The sequence below is a fragment of the Allobosea sp. 05T438 genome, from assembly GCF_056396025.1.
Window position 1 is genome coordinate 1 of sequence record NZ_JBFTKQ010000032.1, and the last position, 13,803, is coordinate 13,803.

25 protein-coding genes are annotated in these 13,803 nt (G+C 64.5%); all 25 read left to right on the forward strand.

The genetic code is table 11. The features are described 5' to 3' along the window. Positions 1 to 153: EF-Tu C-terminal domain-related protein (locus AC1DIN_RS28310; protein WP_465247582.1), on the forward strand; the 153-nt coding region annotated here is incomplete at its 5' end. Between the two features lie 67 nt (positions 154 to 220). After that, positions 221 to 529 carry a 30S ribosomal protein S10 gene (gene rpsJ / locus AC1DIN_RS28315; RefSeq protein WP_043237115.1) on the forward strand — a complete coding sequence of 103 codons (309 nt, stop codon included), beginning with the start codon at positions 221 to 223 and terminating at the stop codon, positions 527 to 529. Positions 530 to 598: 69 nt separating this feature from the next. Next, positions 599 to 1,327 (forward strand): 50S ribosomal protein L3, encoded by a 729-nt coding sequence (rplC, locus tag AC1DIN_RS28320; protein ID WP_441470742.1) that lies wholly within the window; start codon positions 599 to 601, stop codon positions 1,325 to 1,327. Then, positions 1,327 to 1,947 carry a 50S ribosomal protein L4 gene (gene rplD, locus AC1DIN_RS28325; RefSeq protein WP_441470741.1) on the forward strand — a complete coding sequence of 207 codons (621 nt, stop codon included), beginning with the start codon at positions 1,327 to 1,329 and terminating at the stop codon, positions 1,945 to 1,947. The genes rplC and rplD overlap by 1 nt, the downstream gene beginning before the upstream one ends. Then, positions 1,944 to 2,255 carry a 50S ribosomal protein L23 gene (locus AC1DIN_RS28330; protein WP_149128651.1) on the forward strand — a complete coding sequence of 104 codons (312 nt, stop codon included), beginning with the start codon at positions 1,944 to 1,946 and terminating at the stop codon, positions 2,253 to 2,255. Before rplD ends, AC1DIN_RS28330 begins: the two co-directional genes overlap by 4 nt. A gap of 16 nt (positions 2,256 to 2,271) precedes the next feature. After that, positions 2,272 to 3,114 (forward strand): 50S ribosomal protein L2, encoded by an 843-nt coding sequence (gene rplB / locus AC1DIN_RS28335; RefSeq protein ID WP_441470740.1) that lies wholly within the window; start codon positions 2,272 to 2,274, stop codon positions 3,112 to 3,114. Between the two features lie 8 nt (positions 3,115 to 3,122). Continuing rightward, on the forward strand, positions 3,123 to 3,401 hold the full coding sequence (gene rpsS / locus AC1DIN_RS28340; RefSeq protein ID WP_441470739.1) for a 30S ribosomal protein S19: 279 nt from the start codon (positions 3,123 to 3,125) through the stop codon (positions 3,399 to 3,401). Positions 3,402 to 3,404: 3 nt separating this feature from the next. Next, positions 3,405 to 3,785: a 50S ribosomal protein L22 gene (rplV, locus tag AC1DIN_RS28345; RefSeq protein WP_055730183.1), complete on the forward strand. Its 381-nt coding sequence runs from the start codon at positions 3,405 to 3,407 to the stop codon at positions 3,783 to 3,785. A 10-nt stretch (positions 3,786 to 3,795) separates the two neighbouring features. Beyond that, positions 3,796 to 4,527, forward strand: a complete 732-nt coding sequence (gene rpsC, locus AC1DIN_RS28350) for a 30S ribosomal protein S3 (protein ID WP_149128654.1) — start codon at positions 3,796 to 3,798, stop codon at positions 4,525 to 4,527. An 18-nt stretch (positions 4,528 to 4,545) separates the two neighbouring features. Then, a complete protein-coding gene (gene rplP / locus AC1DIN_RS28355) occupies positions 4,546 to 4,959 on the forward strand; it encodes a 50S ribosomal protein L16 (RefSeq protein ID WP_112581124.1) in 414 nt (137 codons plus the stop codon). A gap of 11 nt (positions 4,960 to 4,970) precedes the next feature. After that, complete coding sequence (gene rpmC, locus AC1DIN_RS28360) at positions 4,971 to 5,183, forward strand: 50S ribosomal protein L29 (protein WP_400506013.1); 213 nt, start codon at positions 4,971 to 4,973, stop codon at positions 5,181 to 5,183. Between the two features lie 10 nt (positions 5,184 to 5,193). Further along, complete coding sequence (gene rpsQ / locus AC1DIN_RS28365) at positions 5,194 to 5,436, forward strand: 30S ribosomal protein S17 (RefSeq protein ID WP_441470738.1); 243 nt, start codon at positions 5,194 to 5,196, stop codon at positions 5,434 to 5,436. A gap of 210 nt (positions 5,437 to 5,646) precedes the next feature. Beyond that, on the forward strand, positions 5,647 to 6,015 hold the full coding sequence (gene rplN / locus AC1DIN_RS28370; RefSeq protein ID WP_055730187.1) for a 50S ribosomal protein L14: 369 nt from the start codon (positions 5,647 to 5,649) through the stop codon (positions 6,013 to 6,015). Continuing rightward, positions 6,015 to 6,332: a 50S ribosomal protein L24 gene (gene rplX, locus AC1DIN_RS28375; protein WP_377838317.1), complete on the forward strand. Its 318-nt coding sequence runs from the start codon at positions 6,015 to 6,017 to the stop codon at positions 6,330 to 6,332. The genes rplN and rplX overlap by 1 nt, the downstream gene beginning before the upstream one ends. Beyond that, positions 6,325 to 6,891, forward strand: a complete 567-nt coding sequence (gene rplE / locus AC1DIN_RS28380; protein WP_199085555.1) for a 50S ribosomal protein L5 — start codon at positions 6,325 to 6,327, stop codon at positions 6,889 to 6,891. Before rplX ends, rplE begins: the two co-directional genes overlap by 8 nt. A gap of 36 nt (positions 6,892 to 6,927) precedes the next feature. After that, positions 6,928 to 7,233 carry a 30S ribosomal protein S14 gene (rpsN, locus tag AC1DIN_RS28385; protein WP_199085556.1) on the forward strand — a complete coding sequence of 102 codons (306 nt, stop codon included), beginning with the start codon at positions 6,928 to 6,930 and terminating at the stop codon, positions 7,231 to 7,233. A 13-nt stretch (positions 7,234 to 7,246) separates the two neighbouring features. Next, positions 7,247 to 7,645, forward strand: a complete 399-nt coding sequence (rpsH, locus tag AC1DIN_RS28390; protein WP_400506018.1) for a 30S ribosomal protein S8 — start codon at positions 7,247 to 7,249, stop codon at positions 7,643 to 7,645. A gap of 38 nt (positions 7,646 to 7,683) precedes the next feature. Beyond that, complete coding sequence (rplF, locus tag AC1DIN_RS28395; RefSeq protein ID WP_476812171.1) at positions 7,684 to 8,217, forward strand: 50S ribosomal protein L6; 534 nt, start codon at positions 7,684 to 7,686, stop codon at positions 8,215 to 8,217. Positions 8,218 to 8,228: 11 nt separating this feature from the next. Then, positions 8,229 to 8,591 (forward strand): 50S ribosomal protein L18, encoded by a 363-nt coding sequence (gene rplR, locus AC1DIN_RS28400; RefSeq protein WP_441470736.1) that lies wholly within the window; start codon positions 8,229 to 8,231, stop codon positions 8,589 to 8,591. Between the two features lie 240 nt (positions 8,592 to 8,831). Next, positions 8,832 to 9,395, forward strand: a complete 564-nt coding sequence (gene rpsE / locus AC1DIN_RS28405; RefSeq protein WP_047582054.1) for a 30S ribosomal protein S5 — start codon at positions 8,832 to 8,834, stop codon at positions 9,393 to 9,395. Between the two features lie 10 nt (positions 9,396 to 9,405). Then, positions 9,406 to 9,600, forward strand: coding sequence for a 50S ribosomal protein L30 (rpmD, locus tag AC1DIN_RS28410; protein WP_441470735.1), 195 nt, complete (start codon positions 9,406 to 9,408; stop codon positions 9,598 to 9,600). A gap of 12 nt (positions 9,601 to 9,612) precedes the next feature. Continuing rightward, positions 9,613 to 10,089 (forward strand): 50S ribosomal protein L15, encoded by a 477-nt coding sequence (gene rplO, locus AC1DIN_RS28415; RefSeq protein WP_149128663.1) that lies wholly within the window; start codon positions 9,613 to 9,615, stop codon positions 10,087 to 10,089. 154 nt (positions 10,090 to 10,243) lie between these two features. After that, a complete protein-coding gene (secY, locus tag AC1DIN_RS28420) occupies positions 10,244 to 11,581 on the forward strand; it encodes a preprotein translocase subunit SecY (RefSeq protein WP_441470733.1) in 1,338 nt (445 codons plus the stop codon). Position 11,582: 1 nt separating this feature from the next. Beyond that, on the forward strand, positions 11,583 to 12,176 hold the full coding sequence (locus AC1DIN_RS28425; protein ID WP_476812172.1) for an adenylate kinase: 594 nt from the start codon (positions 11,583 to 11,585) through the stop codon (positions 12,174 to 12,176). 231 nt (positions 12,177 to 12,407) lie between these two features. Beyond that, positions 12,408 to 13,607, forward strand: a complete 1,200-nt coding sequence (locus tag AC1DIN_RS28430) for an ABC transporter substrate-binding protein (protein WP_476812173.1) — start codon at positions 12,408 to 12,410, stop codon at positions 13,605 to 13,607. Positions 13,608 to 13,803 lie beyond the last annotated feature (196 nt).

Sequence of the window (13,803 nt, forward strand, 5' to 3'; positions counted from 1 at the left end):
CCTGAGGGCACGGAGATGGTGATGCCGGGCGACAACATCTCGATGGAGGTGACGCTGATCGCCCCGATCGCGATGGAAGAGAAGCTGCGCTTCGCCATCCGCGAAGGCGGCCGCACCGTCGGCGCCGGCGTCGTCGCTTCGATCATTGCGTAACGCGTTTTCGTGAGGGGCGCGGGCCCTTCGGGCCTTCGCCTTTTCACGTCACGGAGAGAACAAGACCATGAACGGTCAGAACATTCGAATCCGCCTCAAGGCGTTCGACCACCGCATCCTCGACGCTTCGACGCGCGAGATCGTGTCGACCGCGAAGCGGACGGGCGCTCAGGTCCGCGGACCGATTCCGCTGCCCACGCTCATTGAGAAGTTCACCGTCAACCGCTCGCCGCACATCGACAAGAAGTCGCGCGAGCAGTTTGAGATGCGGACCCACAAGCGGGTCCTCGACATTGTCGATCCGACTCCCCAGACGGTCGACGCCCTCATGAAGCTCGATCTCGCCGCCGGCGTCGACGTCGAAATCAAGCTCTGATCCGATTGAACGGGTCCTCTGTTTCCGGCTCCCCCGGATGGACATGACCCCAGAAGAAGGTATGCACCGATGCGTTCCGGTGTGATTGCACAGAAAGTCGGGATGACCCGCATCTTCACGGATGCCGGCGAGCATATCCCGGTCACCGTGCTGAAGCTCGACAGCTGCCAGGTTGTCGCGCATCGCACGAAAGAGAAGAACGGCTATGTGGCCGTGCAGCTGGGCTCCGGCACGGCGAAGGTGAAGAACGTCTCGAAGGCTGAGCGCGGTCACTTCGCGGTCGCCAAGGTCGAGCCGAAGCGCAAGGTGGTCGAGTTCCGCGTCAGCGATGACGCGCTCATCCCCGTCGGCGCCGAGCTGACCGCGGACCACTTCGTCGTCGGCCAGTTCGTCGACGTCTCCGGCACCACCACCGGCAAGGGCTTCGCCGGCGGTATGAAGCGCTGGAACTTCGGCGGTCTGCGCGCCACCCACGGCGTTTCGGTCTCGCACCGTTCGATCGGTTCGACCGGTGGCCGTCAGGACCCGGGCAAGACCTTCAAGAACAAGAAGATGCCGGGCCACCTGGGCGCCGAGCGTGTCACCACGCAGAACCTGCGCGTCGTCCAGACGGATGTCGAGCGTGGCCTGATCCTCGTCGAGGGCGCCGTTCCCGGCGTTGCCGGCGGCTGGATCCATGTCCGCGACGCCGTCAAGCGCGCCCTGCCGAAGGATGCGCCGCTGCCGGGCAAGTTCAAGGTTGCCGGCGAGGGCAAGGCGGAAGAGGCTCCTGCGGCCCAGGCTGAGGAGAACGCGTGATGAAATTCGATATCACCACTCTCGAGGGCAAGTCGGCCGGTTCGGTCGAGCTGTCGGATGCGGTGTTCGGCCTCGAGCCGCGCGCTGACCTCCTCGCCCGCATGGTTCGCTATCAGCTCGCCAAGCGCCGCGCCGGGACCCACAAGTCCAAGGGCCGCTCGGAAGTCGATCGCACCCGCAAGAAGATCTACAAGCAGAAGGGCACCGGCGGCGCTCGCCACGGCGCGGCTTCGGCTCCGCAGTTCCGCGGCGGCGGCAAGGCCTTCGGTCCGGTGCTGCGCGACCACGCTCACGACCTTCCCAAGAAGGTCCGTGCGCTCGCTCTGCGCCATGCGCTCTCGGCCAAGGCGAAGGAAGCCGGCATCATCGTGATCGACGATGCCACGCTCGCCGAGCCGAAGACCAAGGTGTTGCTGGGTCATTTCGGCAAGCTCGACCTGTCGAGCGCGCTGATCGTCGGTGGCGTCGAGATCGATACGAACTTCGGCCTGGCCGCTCGTTCGATCCCGAATGTCGACGTGCTGCCGGTTCAGGGCATCAACGTCTATGACATCCTGCGTCGTGACAAGCTCGTCCTGACGCGCGCCGCTGTCGATGCGCTGGAGGCGCGCTTCAAATGAGCCAGTCAGCCAAGAACCTCGACCCGCGCCACTACGATGTGATCGTGGCGCCGGTCATCACCGAGAAGGCGACGATGCTCTCCGAGCACAACAAGGTCGTCTTCAAGGTTGCCCGCACCGCGACCAAGCCGCAGATCAAGGCGGCGATCGAGAAGCTCTTCGACGTCAAGGTCAAGAGCGTCAACACGATCGTCACCGAAGGCAAGGTCAAGGTCTTCCGTGGCCGCCTCGGCCAGCGCTCGGACGTCAAGAAGGCCGTTGTGACCCTCGAAGAGGGCCACTCGATCGACGTGACCACGGGCCTCTGAGGGAAGGATCGCCATCATGGCTTTGAAGCACTTCAAGCCGATCACGCCGAGCCTTCGACAGCTCGTGATCGTCGACCGCAGCGAGCTCTACAAGGGCAAGCCGGTCAAGACCCTGACCGAGGGCAAGAGCTCCTCGGGCGGCCGCAACAATCTCGGCCGTATCACTGTCCGCTTCCGCGGCGGTGGCCACAAGCGCACGCTGCGCCTCGTCGACTTCAAGCGTCGCGGCAAGGCCGGTATCCCGGCGACCGTCGAGCGGCTCGAGTACGATCCGAACCGGACGGCGTTCATCGCCCTGATCAAGTATCAGGACGGCGAGCAGTCCTACATCTTGGCGCCGCAGCGCCTGGCTGTTGGTGACACCGTTGTCGCCGGCGACAATGTCGACGTGAAGCCCGGCAACGCGGCCCCGATGGGCTCGCTGCCGATCGGCACGATCGTCCACAACGTCGAGCTCAAGATCGGCAAGGGCGGCGCTCTGGCCCGCTCCGCCGGCAACTACGCCCAGATCGTCGGTCGCGACCAGGGTTACGTCATCGTCCGCCTGAACTCGGGCGAACAGCGCCTGATCTCGGGCTTGTGCTACGCCACCGTCGGCGCCGTCTCGAACCCGGATCACATGAACCGGAACGACGGCAAGGCTGGTCGCTCGCGCTGGCTCGGCCGCCGTCCGCATAACCGCGGCGTCTCGATGAACCCGGTCGACCATCCGCACGGCGGTGGTGAGGGCCGGACCTCGGGTGGCCGTCATCCGGTCACGCCCTGGGGTCTCCCGACCAAGGGTAAGAAGACCCGCTCGAACAAGCGGACCGACACATTCATCGTGTCGAGCCGTCACGCCCGCAAGAAGAAGAACTGAGGTCCGTCATGGCGCGTTCGCTTTGGAAAGGTCCGTTTGTCGACGGATACCTCCTGAAGAAGGCCGAGGTCGCCAGGACCTCAGCCCGAAATGAAGTCATCAAGATCTGGAGCCGTCGCTCCACGATCCTGCCGCAGTTCGTCGGTCTGACGTTCGGCGTGTACAACGGACAGAAGCATGTGCCGGTGTCCGTGTCCGAGGAAATGGTGGGGCACAAGTTCGGCGAGTTCTCGCCGACGCGCACCTTCCACGGCCACGCTGCCGACAAGAAGGCGAAGAGGAAGTAAGCCATGGGTAAAGCATCCGCCCCCCGTGCGCTGCCTGAGAACGAAGCGGTTGCGGTCGCCCGCAACCTGCGCGTCTCGCCGCAGAAGCTGAACCTCGTCGCTCAGCTGATCCGCGGCAAGAAGGTCTCTACGGCGCTCGCCGATCTCGAGTTCTCGCGCAAGCGTATCGCGAACGACGTTCGCAAGTGCCTGCAGAGCGCGATCGCCAACGCCGAGAACAATCACGACCTTGACGTCGACGATCTCGTCGTCGCCCAGGCCTTCGTCGGCAAGGCACTCGTCATGAAGCGCTTCCACGCCCGCGCCCGCGGCCGTGGCGCCCGGATCATGAAGCCGTTCTCGAACATCACGATCGTGGTGCGCGAGCAGGCAGCGCAGGCCTGAGGAGAGAACGATGGGTCAGAAAATCAATCCGATCGGCCTGCGCCTCGGCATCAACCGTACCTGGGACTCGCGTTGGTTCGCCAACAAGGGCGAGTACGGCAAGCTGCTGCATGAGGACATGGCGATCCGCGCCGCCTTGATGAAGCTGCTGAAGCAGGCTGCCGTCTCGAAGATCATCATCGAGCGCCCGCACAAGAAGTGCCGCGTCACCATCCACTCGGCTCGTCCGGGCGTGGTGATCGGCAAGAAGGGCGCCGACATCGAGAAGCTCCGCAAGGAAGTCTCGAAGCTCACCAAGGCCGATGTCACGATCAACATCGTCGAGGTGCGCAAGCCTGAGATCGACGCCACGCTGGTTGCCGACTCGATCGCGCAGCAGCTCGAGCGCCGTGTCGCCTTCCGTCGCGCCATGAAGCGCGCCGTGCAGTCGGCCATGCGTCTGGGCGCCGAGGGCATCCGCATCAACTGCTCGGGCCGTCTCGGCGGCGCCGAGATCGCCCGCCTCGAATGGTACCGTGAGGGCCGCGTGCCGCTGCATACGCTGCGCGCCGACGTCGATTACGGCGTCGCCACCGCTTTCACGACCTACGGGACGTGCGGCATCAAGGTCTGGATCTTCAAGGGCGAGATCCTGGAACACGACCCGATGGCCCAGGACAAGCGCCTTTCCGACGAGGGCGGCCGTTCCGGCGGCCGCGACCGTGATCACCGCGATCGCGATCGTCGCGAGCAGGCTGCGTAAGGCTGATCGAGAAGAGCCATGCTGCAACCAAAACGCACCAAGTTCCGTAAGCAGTTCAAGGGACGCATTTCCGGCGTCGCCAAGGGCGGCACGGACCTCAACTTCGGCCAGTTCGGCCTGAAGGCACAAGAGCCCGAGCGTGTTACCGCTCGTCAGATCGAGGCGGCTCGCCGCGCGATCACCCGCGCCATGAAGCGCGTTGGCCGCGTCTGGATCCGCGTGTTCCCTGACGTGCCGGTTTCGAAGAAGCCGACCGAAGTCCGCATGGGTAAGGGCAAGGGTTCGCCCGAGTTCTGGGCGGCCAAGGTCAAGCCTGGCCGGATCATGTTCGAGCTGGACGGCGTGTCGGAGGAGATCGCTCGCGAAGCGCTCCGTCTCGGCGCCGCCAAGCTGCCGATCAAGACCCGGTTCATCCAGCGCATCGCCGAGTGAGGGAGGGCGACATGAAAAGCACACAGCGTCTTTCCGACCTGAAGTCGATGAGCACGGACCAGCTTCAGGACGAGCTGCTCAAGCTGAAGAAGGAGCAGTTCAACCTGCGCTTCCAGAGGGCGACGGGCCAGCTCGAGAACACCGCGCGCGTCACCGAACTGCGCAAGGACATCGCCCGCATCAAGACGCTGCAGCGGTCGAAGGCCGTTGCGGCCAGCGCGTGAGGAGAAGATAATGCCTAAGCGCGTGCTCCAGGGCGTCGTCGTCAGCGACAAGCAGAACAAAACTGTTGTGGTTAAGGTCGAGCGGCGTTATACGCACCCGCTCCTCAAGAAGACGGTTCGCCGTACGAAGAACTATCACGCCCATAACGAGGCGGGTTCGTTCAAGGTCGGCGATACGGTGTGGATCGAGGAGTCCAAGCCGATTTCCAAGCTGAAAAGCTGGGTTGTGCTCGACGGCGCCCCTAAGGCGTGAGGCGAGACGGCTTTGCCCGGCCCCGAATCAGGGGCGGGCAGGGCGCCTGAAGGAAGCCGGACATGTCTCTCCGCAAAGGTGGAAACCACTTTTGCGGATCATGTTTTGTTTTGAGGCCAGGGGGCGATCGACCCCCGTCAGTCGTAGTCCCAAGCAGCGCTGAGGCCGCTCGGGAAACCGCCTGATACACAGATTGGAAGGATCAAGGCCATGATCCAGGTGCAGACGAATCTCGACGTCGCCGACAATTCCGGCGCGCGTCGTGTGATGTGCATCAAGGTTCTCGGCGGGTCGAAGCGCAAGTACGCCGGTGTCGGCGACATTATCGTCGTTTCGATCAAGGAAGCCATCCCGCGCGGTCGCGTGAAGAAGGGCGACGTCATGAAGGCGGTCGTCGTTCGCACCGCCAAGGACGTCAAGCGCGCCGACGGTTCGGTGATCCGCTTCGACCGCAATGCGGCCGTGCTGATCAACAACCAGAAGGAGCCTGTCGGCACGCGTATCTTCGGACCGGTTCCGCGCGAGCTGCGCGCCAAGAACCACATGAAGATCATCTCGCTGGCGCCGGAGGTGCTGTGATGGCTGCGAAAATCAAGAAGGGCGACAAGGTCGTCGTGCTTGCTGGCCGCGACAAAGGTAAGTCGGGCGAAGTGCTGCAGGTTCTGCCGAAGGATGCCCGCGCCGTCGTGCGTGGTGTCAACCTCGTCAAGAAGCACACCAAGCAGTCGCAGACGTCCGAGGGTGGCATCATCTCGAAGGAGGCCACCATCGACCTGTCGAACATCGCCGTGGCCGATCCGAAGGACGGCAAGCCGACTCGCGTTGGTTTCAAGGTGCTCGATGACGGCCGCAAGGTTCGTTTCGCCAAGCGTTCGGGGGATCTGATCGATGGCTGAGGCTCAGCAGGCGGCTCTCTCGCCGCGCATGAAGAAGCATTACGAGGACGTCGTTCGTCCCGCGATGATCGCCGAATTCGGCTACAAGAACGTCATGGAAGTGCCGACGATCGAGAAGATCGTCATCAACATGGGCGTTGGTGAAGCGACTGCCGACCGCAAGAAGGTCGACAACGCCGCCGGCGACCTCGCCATGATCGCTGGCCAGAAGCCGGTCATCACCAAGTCCCGCCTCGCCATCGCCGGCTTCAAGCTGCGCGAGAACATGGCGGTTGGCTGCAAGGTCACGCTGCGCAAGACCAAGATGTTCGAGTTCGTCGATCGGCTCGTCACCATCGCCTTGCCGCGCGTGCGCGACTTCCGGGGCCTGAACCCGAAGTCGTTCGACGGGCGCGGTAATTTCGCGCTCGGGATCAAGGAGCACATCGTGTTCCCCGAGATCAACTACGACAAGGTCGACCAGGTCTGGGGCATGGACGTGATCGTCTGCACGACTGCGAAGTCGGACGACGAAGCGCGCGCTCTGCTCAAGCACTTCAACTTCCCGTTCCGGCAGTGAACCTAAGCGTTCATACGCGGAAACCAGGAGAGATCGATGGCTAAGAAAAGCTCCGTCGAGAACAACGAGCGCCGCAGGAAGCTGGTGAAGAAATTCGCCGGCCGCCGGGCTCGCCTTCTCGCGATCGCCAATGACGACAACCAGCCCATGGACGAGCGTTTTCTCGCTCGCCTGAAGCTGGCCGAACTGCCGCGCAACTCGGCCAAGATCCGCATTCGCAATCGTTGCGAGGTGACGGGCCGTCCGCGCGCTTTCTATCGCAAGCTGAAGATGTCGCGTGTCGCGCTGCGTGAGCTCGGCAACAAGGGGCTGGTTCCCGGCCTCGTGAAGTCGAGCTGGTAAGGAGGACTGGACAATGGCGATCATTGATCCGCTCGGCGATATGCTGACCCGCATCCGCAATGCGCAGCTGCGTCGCAAGTCGCGTGTTTCCACCCCGGGCTCGAAGCTGCGTGCTCGCGTGCTCGACGTGCTGCAGTCCGAGGGCTACATCCGCGGCTACAGCCAGACCGAGTTCGGCAATGGCCGGACGGAGTTCGACATCGAGCTGAAGTATCACGAGGGCCAGCCGGTCATCCGGTCGATCTCGCGTGTTTCGAAGCCCGGCCGCCGCGTCTACTCGTCGGTCGAGACCATGCCGCGCGTGGCCGACGGCCTCGGCGTGACGATCGTCTCGACGCCGCGTGGCGTGATGGCCGATCATGTGGCCCGCGAGCAGAACGTGGGCGGCGAAGTGCTCTGCAAGGTCTTCTGACCTTTCAGGCGCCCCGCTCATTTTCAGGAGAAATCCAAATGTCTCGTATCGGTAAGAAGCCGGTCTCGGTTCCCGCGGGCGTCACCGCCTCGGTCACCGGCCAGCTCGTCAAGATCAAGGGCTCGAAGGGCGAGCTCTCCTTCGAGGTGCCCGAGGACGTCTCGGTCGCCATGGAGGACGGCGCGATCGCGGTTCAGCCGCGTTCGCAGTCGAAGCGCGCCCGTGCGCTCTGGGGCACCTCGCGCGCCCGCATCAACAACCTCGTGATCGGCACCACCGCCGGCTTCGAGAAGCGCCTCGAGATCAACGGCGTCGGCTACAAGGCCGCTGTCGCTGGCAAGGTGCTGAAGCTGTCGCTCGGCTACAGCCACGATATCGACTACGAAATCCCGGCCGGTGTCGCGATCACGACGCCGAAGCCGACGGAGATCGTCGTCGTCGGCATCGACAAGCAGGTCGTCGGCCAGACCGCCGCGGAAATCCGCGACTATCGTGGCCCCGAGCCCTACAAGGGCAAGGGCGTCAAGTACGCCGGCGAGTTCATCTTCCGCAAGGAAGGCAAGAAGAAGTAAGGACGCCAGCCATGAGCAAGCAGAACGATGTGACTGCGCGCCGCAAGGCCCGCGTCCGCCGCGCGATCAAGGCGGTTGCCAACGGTCGCCCGCGCCTCTCGGTGCATCGCACCGGCAAGCAGATCTACGCCCAGGTCATCGACGACGTGAAGGGGGTCACCCTCGCTTCGGCCTCGTCGCTCGACAAGGACGTGCGTGCGCAGATCAAATCCGGCGCCAATGTCGAGGCGGCCGGCCAGATCGGCAAGATCGTCGCCGAGCGCGCGGTCAAGGCCGGCGTGACGGATGTGGTCTTCGACCGCGGTCCGTACATGTACCATGGCCGCGTCAAGGCGCTGGCCGATGCAGCCCGCGAGGCTGGCCTCAGCTTCTGAGGTTATCGGGTTTCGCCCGGTCAGGCGTTCTGCGCCGGCCGGGCGGTATCCGTTTCTCGATCATCGCGCGCCAGAATGGGCGCGGTCACGACGATCGATGCGTTAAGGCATCGGGTTCTTCCGAAAAGTGGTTCCCACTTTTCGGCCCGATGCACAGCTTCCCCGTGCAATGAGGCATGGGGTTAGGCTCGAGCGAGCGGCGGGGCTTCGACCTTCGTCCGCGCAAGTAAGAGGACTGACATGGCTAGAGAGCCGCGTGAGCGTAAGGACCGGGAAACGGAAGTTTCCGAGTTCGTGGATAAGCTCGTCCACATCAACCGCGTCGCCAAGGTGGTGAAGGGCGGACGTCGCTTCGGCTTCGCCGCGCTCGTCGTCGTCGGCGACCAGAAGGGCCGCGTCGGCTTCGGCCACGGCAAGGCCCGTGAAGTTCCCGAGGCGATCCGCAAGGCGACGGAAGCCGCCAAGCGTGGTCTCGTCCGCATCCCGCTGCGCGAGGGCCGTACCCTCCATCACGACGTGCAGGGCCGCCACGGCGCCGGCAAGGTCGTGCTGCGCGCGGCTCCGGCCGGTACCGGCATCATCGCCGGCGGTCCGATGCGCGCCGTCTTCGAGGCGGTCGGCATGCAGGACGTCGTGTCCAAGTCGCTCGGCTCCTCCAACCCGTACAACCTGGTGCGCGCCACGTTCGACGCGCTGAAGAACGAGGACAGCCCGCGCTCGGTCGCGGCTCGTCGCTCGCTCAAGGTTTCGGCCCTGCAGACCCGTCGCCGCGATGCCGGCACGGATGCGGCCGCGGAAGCGTGAGGGGGGAATCATGGCAAAGGCTGAGAAGACCTTCACCATCGAGCAGATCGGTTCGCCGATCCGCCGCGAGGCCACCCAGCGCCAGACCCTGATCGGTCTCGGCCTGAACAAGATCCGCCGCCGCTCGACCCTCCAGGACACCCCCGCGGTGCGTGGCATGGTCGAGAAGGTGAAGCACCTCGTGCGCGTCATCGACGCGAAGTGAGGAGGGCGACACATGAAACTCAATGAGATTCGTGACAACGAAGGCGCTCTGAAGCAGCGCATCCGCGTCGGCCGTGGCATTGGCTCCGGCAAGGGCAAGACCGGTGGTCGCGGCGTGAAGGGTCAGACCTCGCGCGCCGGCGTCGCCATCAAGGGCTTCGAAGGCGGCCAGATGCCGCTGTATCGTCGCCTGCCGAAGCGCGGCTTCAACAACCTGTTCGCCAAGGATCTGAACGAGGTCAACCTCGGCCGCATCCAGCAGGCAGTGGAAGCCGGCAAGCTCGACGCCAAGGGCGCCGTGACCATCGAGGCGCTCGTCGCCGCCGGCGTGATCACCCGCCAGGCCAAGGACGGCGTGAAGATCCTCGGCGTCGGTGAGCTCAAGACCAAGCTCGCTTTCGAGGTCGCTGGCGCGTCGAAGTCGGCCGTCGCGGCGATCGAGAAGGCCGGCGGCACGGTCAAGATTCTGGCTGCCGCTTCACAGGCGTGATCCTAGCGCCTACATGACGTTTGCGAACGGCGGCCGGGCCAGCGCCCAGGCCGCCGTTCGACTGTTTGACGCAAGGCACAAACCCGAAAATTGCACCGCTGGGGCGGCGGGGGATGTGCTTCAATGACTGACTTGAGACCCAAGGACCGGACGCATGGCATCGGCGGCTGAACAGCTTGCGGCAAACCTCAATTTCGGGGCCTTCGCCAAGGCGGACGAACTGAAGAAGCGAATCTGGTTCACGCTGGGAGCGCTGGTCGTCTACCGGCTGGGTACCTACATCCCGCTGCCGGGCATGAACCCGGACGCGGTCGCCGACCTGTTCCGCCAGTCGCAGAGCGGCGTGCTCGGCATGTTCAACATGTTCTCGGGCGGCGCCGTCGGCCGCCTCGCCATCTTCGCGCTGGCGATCATGCCGTACATCTCGGCCTCGATCATCGTTCAGCTGCTCTCCAGCGTCATCCCGAGCTTCGAGGCGCTGAAGAAGGAAGGCGAGCAGGGCCGCAAGACCCTCAACCAGTACACCCGCTACCTGACCCTCGTGCTGGCCGTGTTCCAGGCCTATGCGATCGGCGTCGGCCTGCAGGGCTCGGGCAATCTCGTCCTCGAGCCGGGGCCGTTCTTCCTGCTCTCGACCACGCTCACGCTCGTCGGCGGCACCATGTTCCTGCTGTGGCTGGGCGAGCAGATCACCAGCCGCGGCATCGGCAACGGCACCTCGATGATCATCTTTGGCGGCATCATCGCGGAATTCCCGTCACAGCTCGCCCAGACCCTCGAACTCGGACGCCAGGGCGCGATCTCGACCGGGCTGCTGCTCGGCATCCTGGTGATGGCGGTCTGCGTCATCGCGTTCTGCGTGTTCATGGAGCGTGCGCAGCGCCGCCTGCTGATCAACTATCCGAAGCGCCAGGTCGGCAACCGCATGTATGAGGGGCAGACCTCGTTCCTGCCGCTGAAGCTCAACACCTCGGGCGTGATCCCGCCGATCTTCGCCTCGTCGCTGCTGCTGCTGCCGACGACGATCGCCAGCTTCTCGCAGGCCTCGGGTGGCACGGGCTTCCTGTCGATCATCGCGACCTATCTCGCCCATGGCCGGCCGCTGTTCATGGTCCTCTATGCGGCGCTGATCATCTTCTTCTGCTTCTTCTACACCGCGATCGTGTTCAACCCGGTCGAGACGGCAGACAACCTCAAGAAGCATGGCGGCTTCATGCCGGGCATCCGCCCGGGCGAGCGCACCGCCGAGCATATCGACCGCATCCTCTCCCGCATCACCGTTCTCGGCGCCGGCTATCTGACCATCGTCTGCCTTATCCCCGAGTTCATGATCACCTATGCTCAGATCCCGATCATCCTGCTGGGCGGCACCTCGCTGCTCATCGTGGTGACGACGACGATGGACACCGTGGCGCAGATCCACGGACACCTGCTGGCCCATCAGTACGAAGGGCTGGTCAAGAAGGCTAAATTGCGAGGAGCGAGGCGCTAAGATGCGGTTGATTTTCCTGGGGCCGCCGGGGGCGGGCAAGGGCACTCAGGCGGCGCGCATCGTCGCGAAGCACGGTATTCCTCAACTGTCGACCGGCGACATGCTGCGCGCAGCCGTCACCGCCGGCACGCCGATCGGCCAGAAGGCCAAGGCGGTGATGGATGCGGGCGGTCTCGTCTCGGACGATATCGTCATCGGCATCGTCGCTGATCGCATCGAGGAGCCGGACGCGAAGAAGGGCTTCATCCTCGACGGCTTCCCGCGCACGCTGGCGCAGGCCGAAGCGCTCGACCGGATGCTCGAGGGCAAAGGGCTGAAGCTCGACGCGGTGCTCGAGCTCACGGTCGACCAGAGCAAGCTCGTGGACCGCATCGTCCGCCGCGCCGAAGAGGCGAGGGCGGCCGGCCAGCCGGTCCGGAAGGACGATGATCCGGAGGTCTTCAAGACCCGGCTTGAGGCGTATAACCGCGACACGGCGATCGTCGCGCCTTACTATGAGAAGCGCGGCCAGCTGACGGCGATCGACGGCATGCAGCCGATCGACAGCGTCTCTGAAGCGATTGCGAACGCGCTGTCGGTGGCGGCCCAGGGCTGATCAGCAAGCAGCGAAGAGAAATTCGAACCCGGATGGGCGATGGCCCGTCCGGGTTTTTCGATTCCGGTGCGGTTTTGCGCGCCAGCCTTTGCCTTTTCTCGCTCCACCTGTGCGTTGACAGGCCCACCTCGGGCGGATGTGCTGGGCACAAGCCGCGAAAAGCGGCGTATAGCACCTTCGACCGGTAGGCGAAGCGACCTTCCGGTCCGGTGCGGGACAGGGAGCAGGCGCATGACCAGATGGGGTGCAATGCTGTTCGCGAGTGCGCTGGCGCTGATGCCGGCGGCCGCGCGGGCGCAGGATGCGGTCAAGATCGGCATCCTCAACGACCAGTCGGGCAACTACGCCGAATTCGGCGGCCTCGGCTCGGTCGAGGCTGCGAAGCTGGCGATCGAGGATTTCGGCGGCTCCGTGCTGGGCAAGCCGATCGAGATCGTCGCGGCCGATCATCAGAACAAGCCCGACATCGCAGCCGGCCTGGCGCGGCGCTGGTATGACGTCGACGGCGTCACCGCGATCGCGGACCTGACCAATTCGGCGGTGGCGCTCGCCGTCGCCGGCATCGCCAAGGAACGGCAGAAGGTCGCGCTCTATAACGGCCCGGCGACGACGCGGCTGTTCAACGAGGATTGCTCGGCGACCGGCTTCATGTGGACCTTCGACACGGCGACCTCGGCCAAGGGCACGGCACTGTCCGTCCTGCGCGAGGGCGGCAACAGCTGGTACATCATTGCCGCGGACTATGCCTTCGGCCACCAGCTCACGGCGGATATCGAGGCGATCGTCGCGGCCAATGGCGGCAAGACGCTGGGCACGGTGCGCGCACCGCTTTCGACCCCCGACTTCTCCTCCTTCCTGCTTCAGGCACAGGCCTCCAAGGCCAAGATCGTCGCCTTTGCCAATGCCGGCACGGACACGATCAACTCGATCAAGCAGGCCGGCGAATTCGGCCTGGTCGATGGCGGCCAGAAGCTCGCCGCCATGGTCGTGGTGCTGAGCGACGTCCACGGTCTCGGGCTTGACAAGGCCAAGGGCCTGATCACGACGACCGCCTATTACCACGACGCCGACAAGCCGAGCCGCGCTTTCGCCGACCGCTACATGGCGCGGACCAGGAAGATGCCGGGCATGATCCAGGCCAGCGTCTATTCCTCGGTGCTGCACTATCTCAAGGCCGTGAAGGCGGCGGGCACGGCGGCCGGCCCCGCGGTCGCGGCCAAGATGAAGGAACTGCCGGTCGACGACTTCTACGCGCCCGGTGCGAAGGTCCGCGAGGACGGCCGGCTGATGAACGATATGCTGCTGGTCGAGGTGAAGGCGCCGGGCGATTCGAAGGCGCCCTGGGACTACTTCAAGGTCGTCCGCAAGATCCCGGCAGCCGAGATCATCGCGCCGCTGTCGGAGAGCAAGTGCAGCCTCGTGAAGAAGTAAAAGTTCGCACTCAGGCGCGTCATTCTGGGCGTACAGTTGTAATGCGCCTGGAAGGACGGTCGTGCGCTCTCGACCGACCCGAGAATGGGACGTTATTCTCGGGAGAAGCGCAGCTCGGACCCAAGACTCTCTTGCAGAAGGAGGTTCGAGAACCTCCTTCGTCACGAGATGCTCGGGTCAAGCCGAGCATGACGGC

Coding starts and splice junctions, on each gene's coding strand:
- rpsJ (WP_043237115.1), top strand. CDS start 221: ATGAACGGTCAGAACATTCGAATCCGCCTCAAGGCGTTCGACCACCGC.
- rplC (WP_441470742.1), top strand. CDS start 599: ATGCGTTCCGGTGTGATTGCACAGAAAGTCGGGATGACCCGCATCTTC.
- rplD (WP_441470741.1), top strand. CDS start 1,327: ATGAAATTCGATATCACCACTCTCGAGGGCAAGTCGGCCGGTTCGGTC.
- AC1DIN_RS28330 (WP_149128651.1), top strand. CDS start 1,944: ATGAGCCAGTCAGCCAAGAACCTCGACCCGCGCCACTACGATGTGATC.
- rplB (WP_441470740.1), top strand. CDS start 2,272: ATGGCTTTGAAGCACTTCAAGCCGATCACGCCGAGCCTTCGACAGCTC.
- rpsS (WP_441470739.1), top strand. CDS start 3,123: ATGGCGCGTTCGCTTTGGAAAGGTCCGTTTGTCGACGGATACCTCCTG.
- rplV (WP_055730183.1), top strand. CDS start 3,405: ATGGGTAAAGCATCCGCCCCCCGTGCGCTGCCTGAGAACGAAGCGGTT.
- rpsC (WP_149128654.1), top strand. CDS start 3,796: ATGGGTCAGAAAATCAATCCGATCGGCCTGCGCCTCGGCATCAACCGT.
- rplP (WP_112581124.1), top strand. CDS start 4,546: ATGCTGCAACCAAAACGCACCAAGTTCCGTAAGCAGTTCAAGGGACGC.
- rpmC (WP_400506013.1), top strand. CDS start 4,971: ATGAAAAGCACACAGCGTCTTTCCGACCTGAAGTCGATGAGCACGGAC.
- rpsQ (WP_441470738.1), top strand. CDS start 5,194: ATGCCTAAGCGCGTGCTCCAGGGCGTCGTCGTCAGCGACAAGCAGAAC.
- rplN (WP_055730187.1), top strand. CDS start 5,647: ATGATCCAGGTGCAGACGAATCTCGACGTCGCCGACAATTCCGGCGCG.
- rplX (WP_377838317.1), top strand. CDS start 6,015: ATGGCTGCGAAAATCAAGAAGGGCGACAAGGTCGTCGTGCTTGCTGGC.
- rplE (WP_199085555.1), top strand. CDS start 6,325: ATGGCTGAGGCTCAGCAGGCGGCTCTCTCGCCGCGCATGAAGAAGCAT.
- rpsN (WP_199085556.1), top strand. CDS start 6,928: ATGGCTAAGAAAAGCTCCGTCGAGAACAACGAGCGCCGCAGGAAGCTG.
- rpsH (WP_400506018.1), top strand. CDS start 7,247: ATGGCGATCATTGATCCGCTCGGCGATATGCTGACCCGCATCCGCAAT.
- rplF (WP_476812171.1), top strand. CDS start 7,684: ATGTCTCGTATCGGTAAGAAGCCGGTCTCGGTTCCCGCGGGCGTCACC.
- rplR (WP_441470736.1), top strand. CDS start 8,229: ATGAGCAAGCAGAACGATGTGACTGCGCGCCGCAAGGCCCGCGTCCGC.
- rpsE (WP_047582054.1), top strand. CDS start 8,832: ATGGCTAGAGAGCCGCGTGAGCGTAAGGACCGGGAAACGGAAGTTTCC.
- rpmD (WP_441470735.1), top strand. CDS start 9,406: ATGGCAAAGGCTGAGAAGACCTTCACCATCGAGCAGATCGGTTCGCCG.
- rplO (WP_149128663.1), top strand. CDS start 9,613: ATGAAACTCAATGAGATTCGTGACAACGAAGGCGCTCTGAAGCAGCGC.
- secY (WP_441470733.1), top strand. CDS start 10,244: ATGGCATCGGCGGCTGAACAGCTTGCGGCAAACCTCAATTTCGGGGCC.
- AC1DIN_RS28425 (WP_476812172.1), top strand. CDS start 11,583: ATGCGGTTGATTTTCCTGGGGCCGCCGGGGGCGGGCAAGGGCACTCAG.
- AC1DIN_RS28430 (WP_476812173.1), top strand. CDS start 12,408: ATGACCAGATGGGGTGCAATGCTGTTCGCGAGTGCGCTGGCGCTGATG.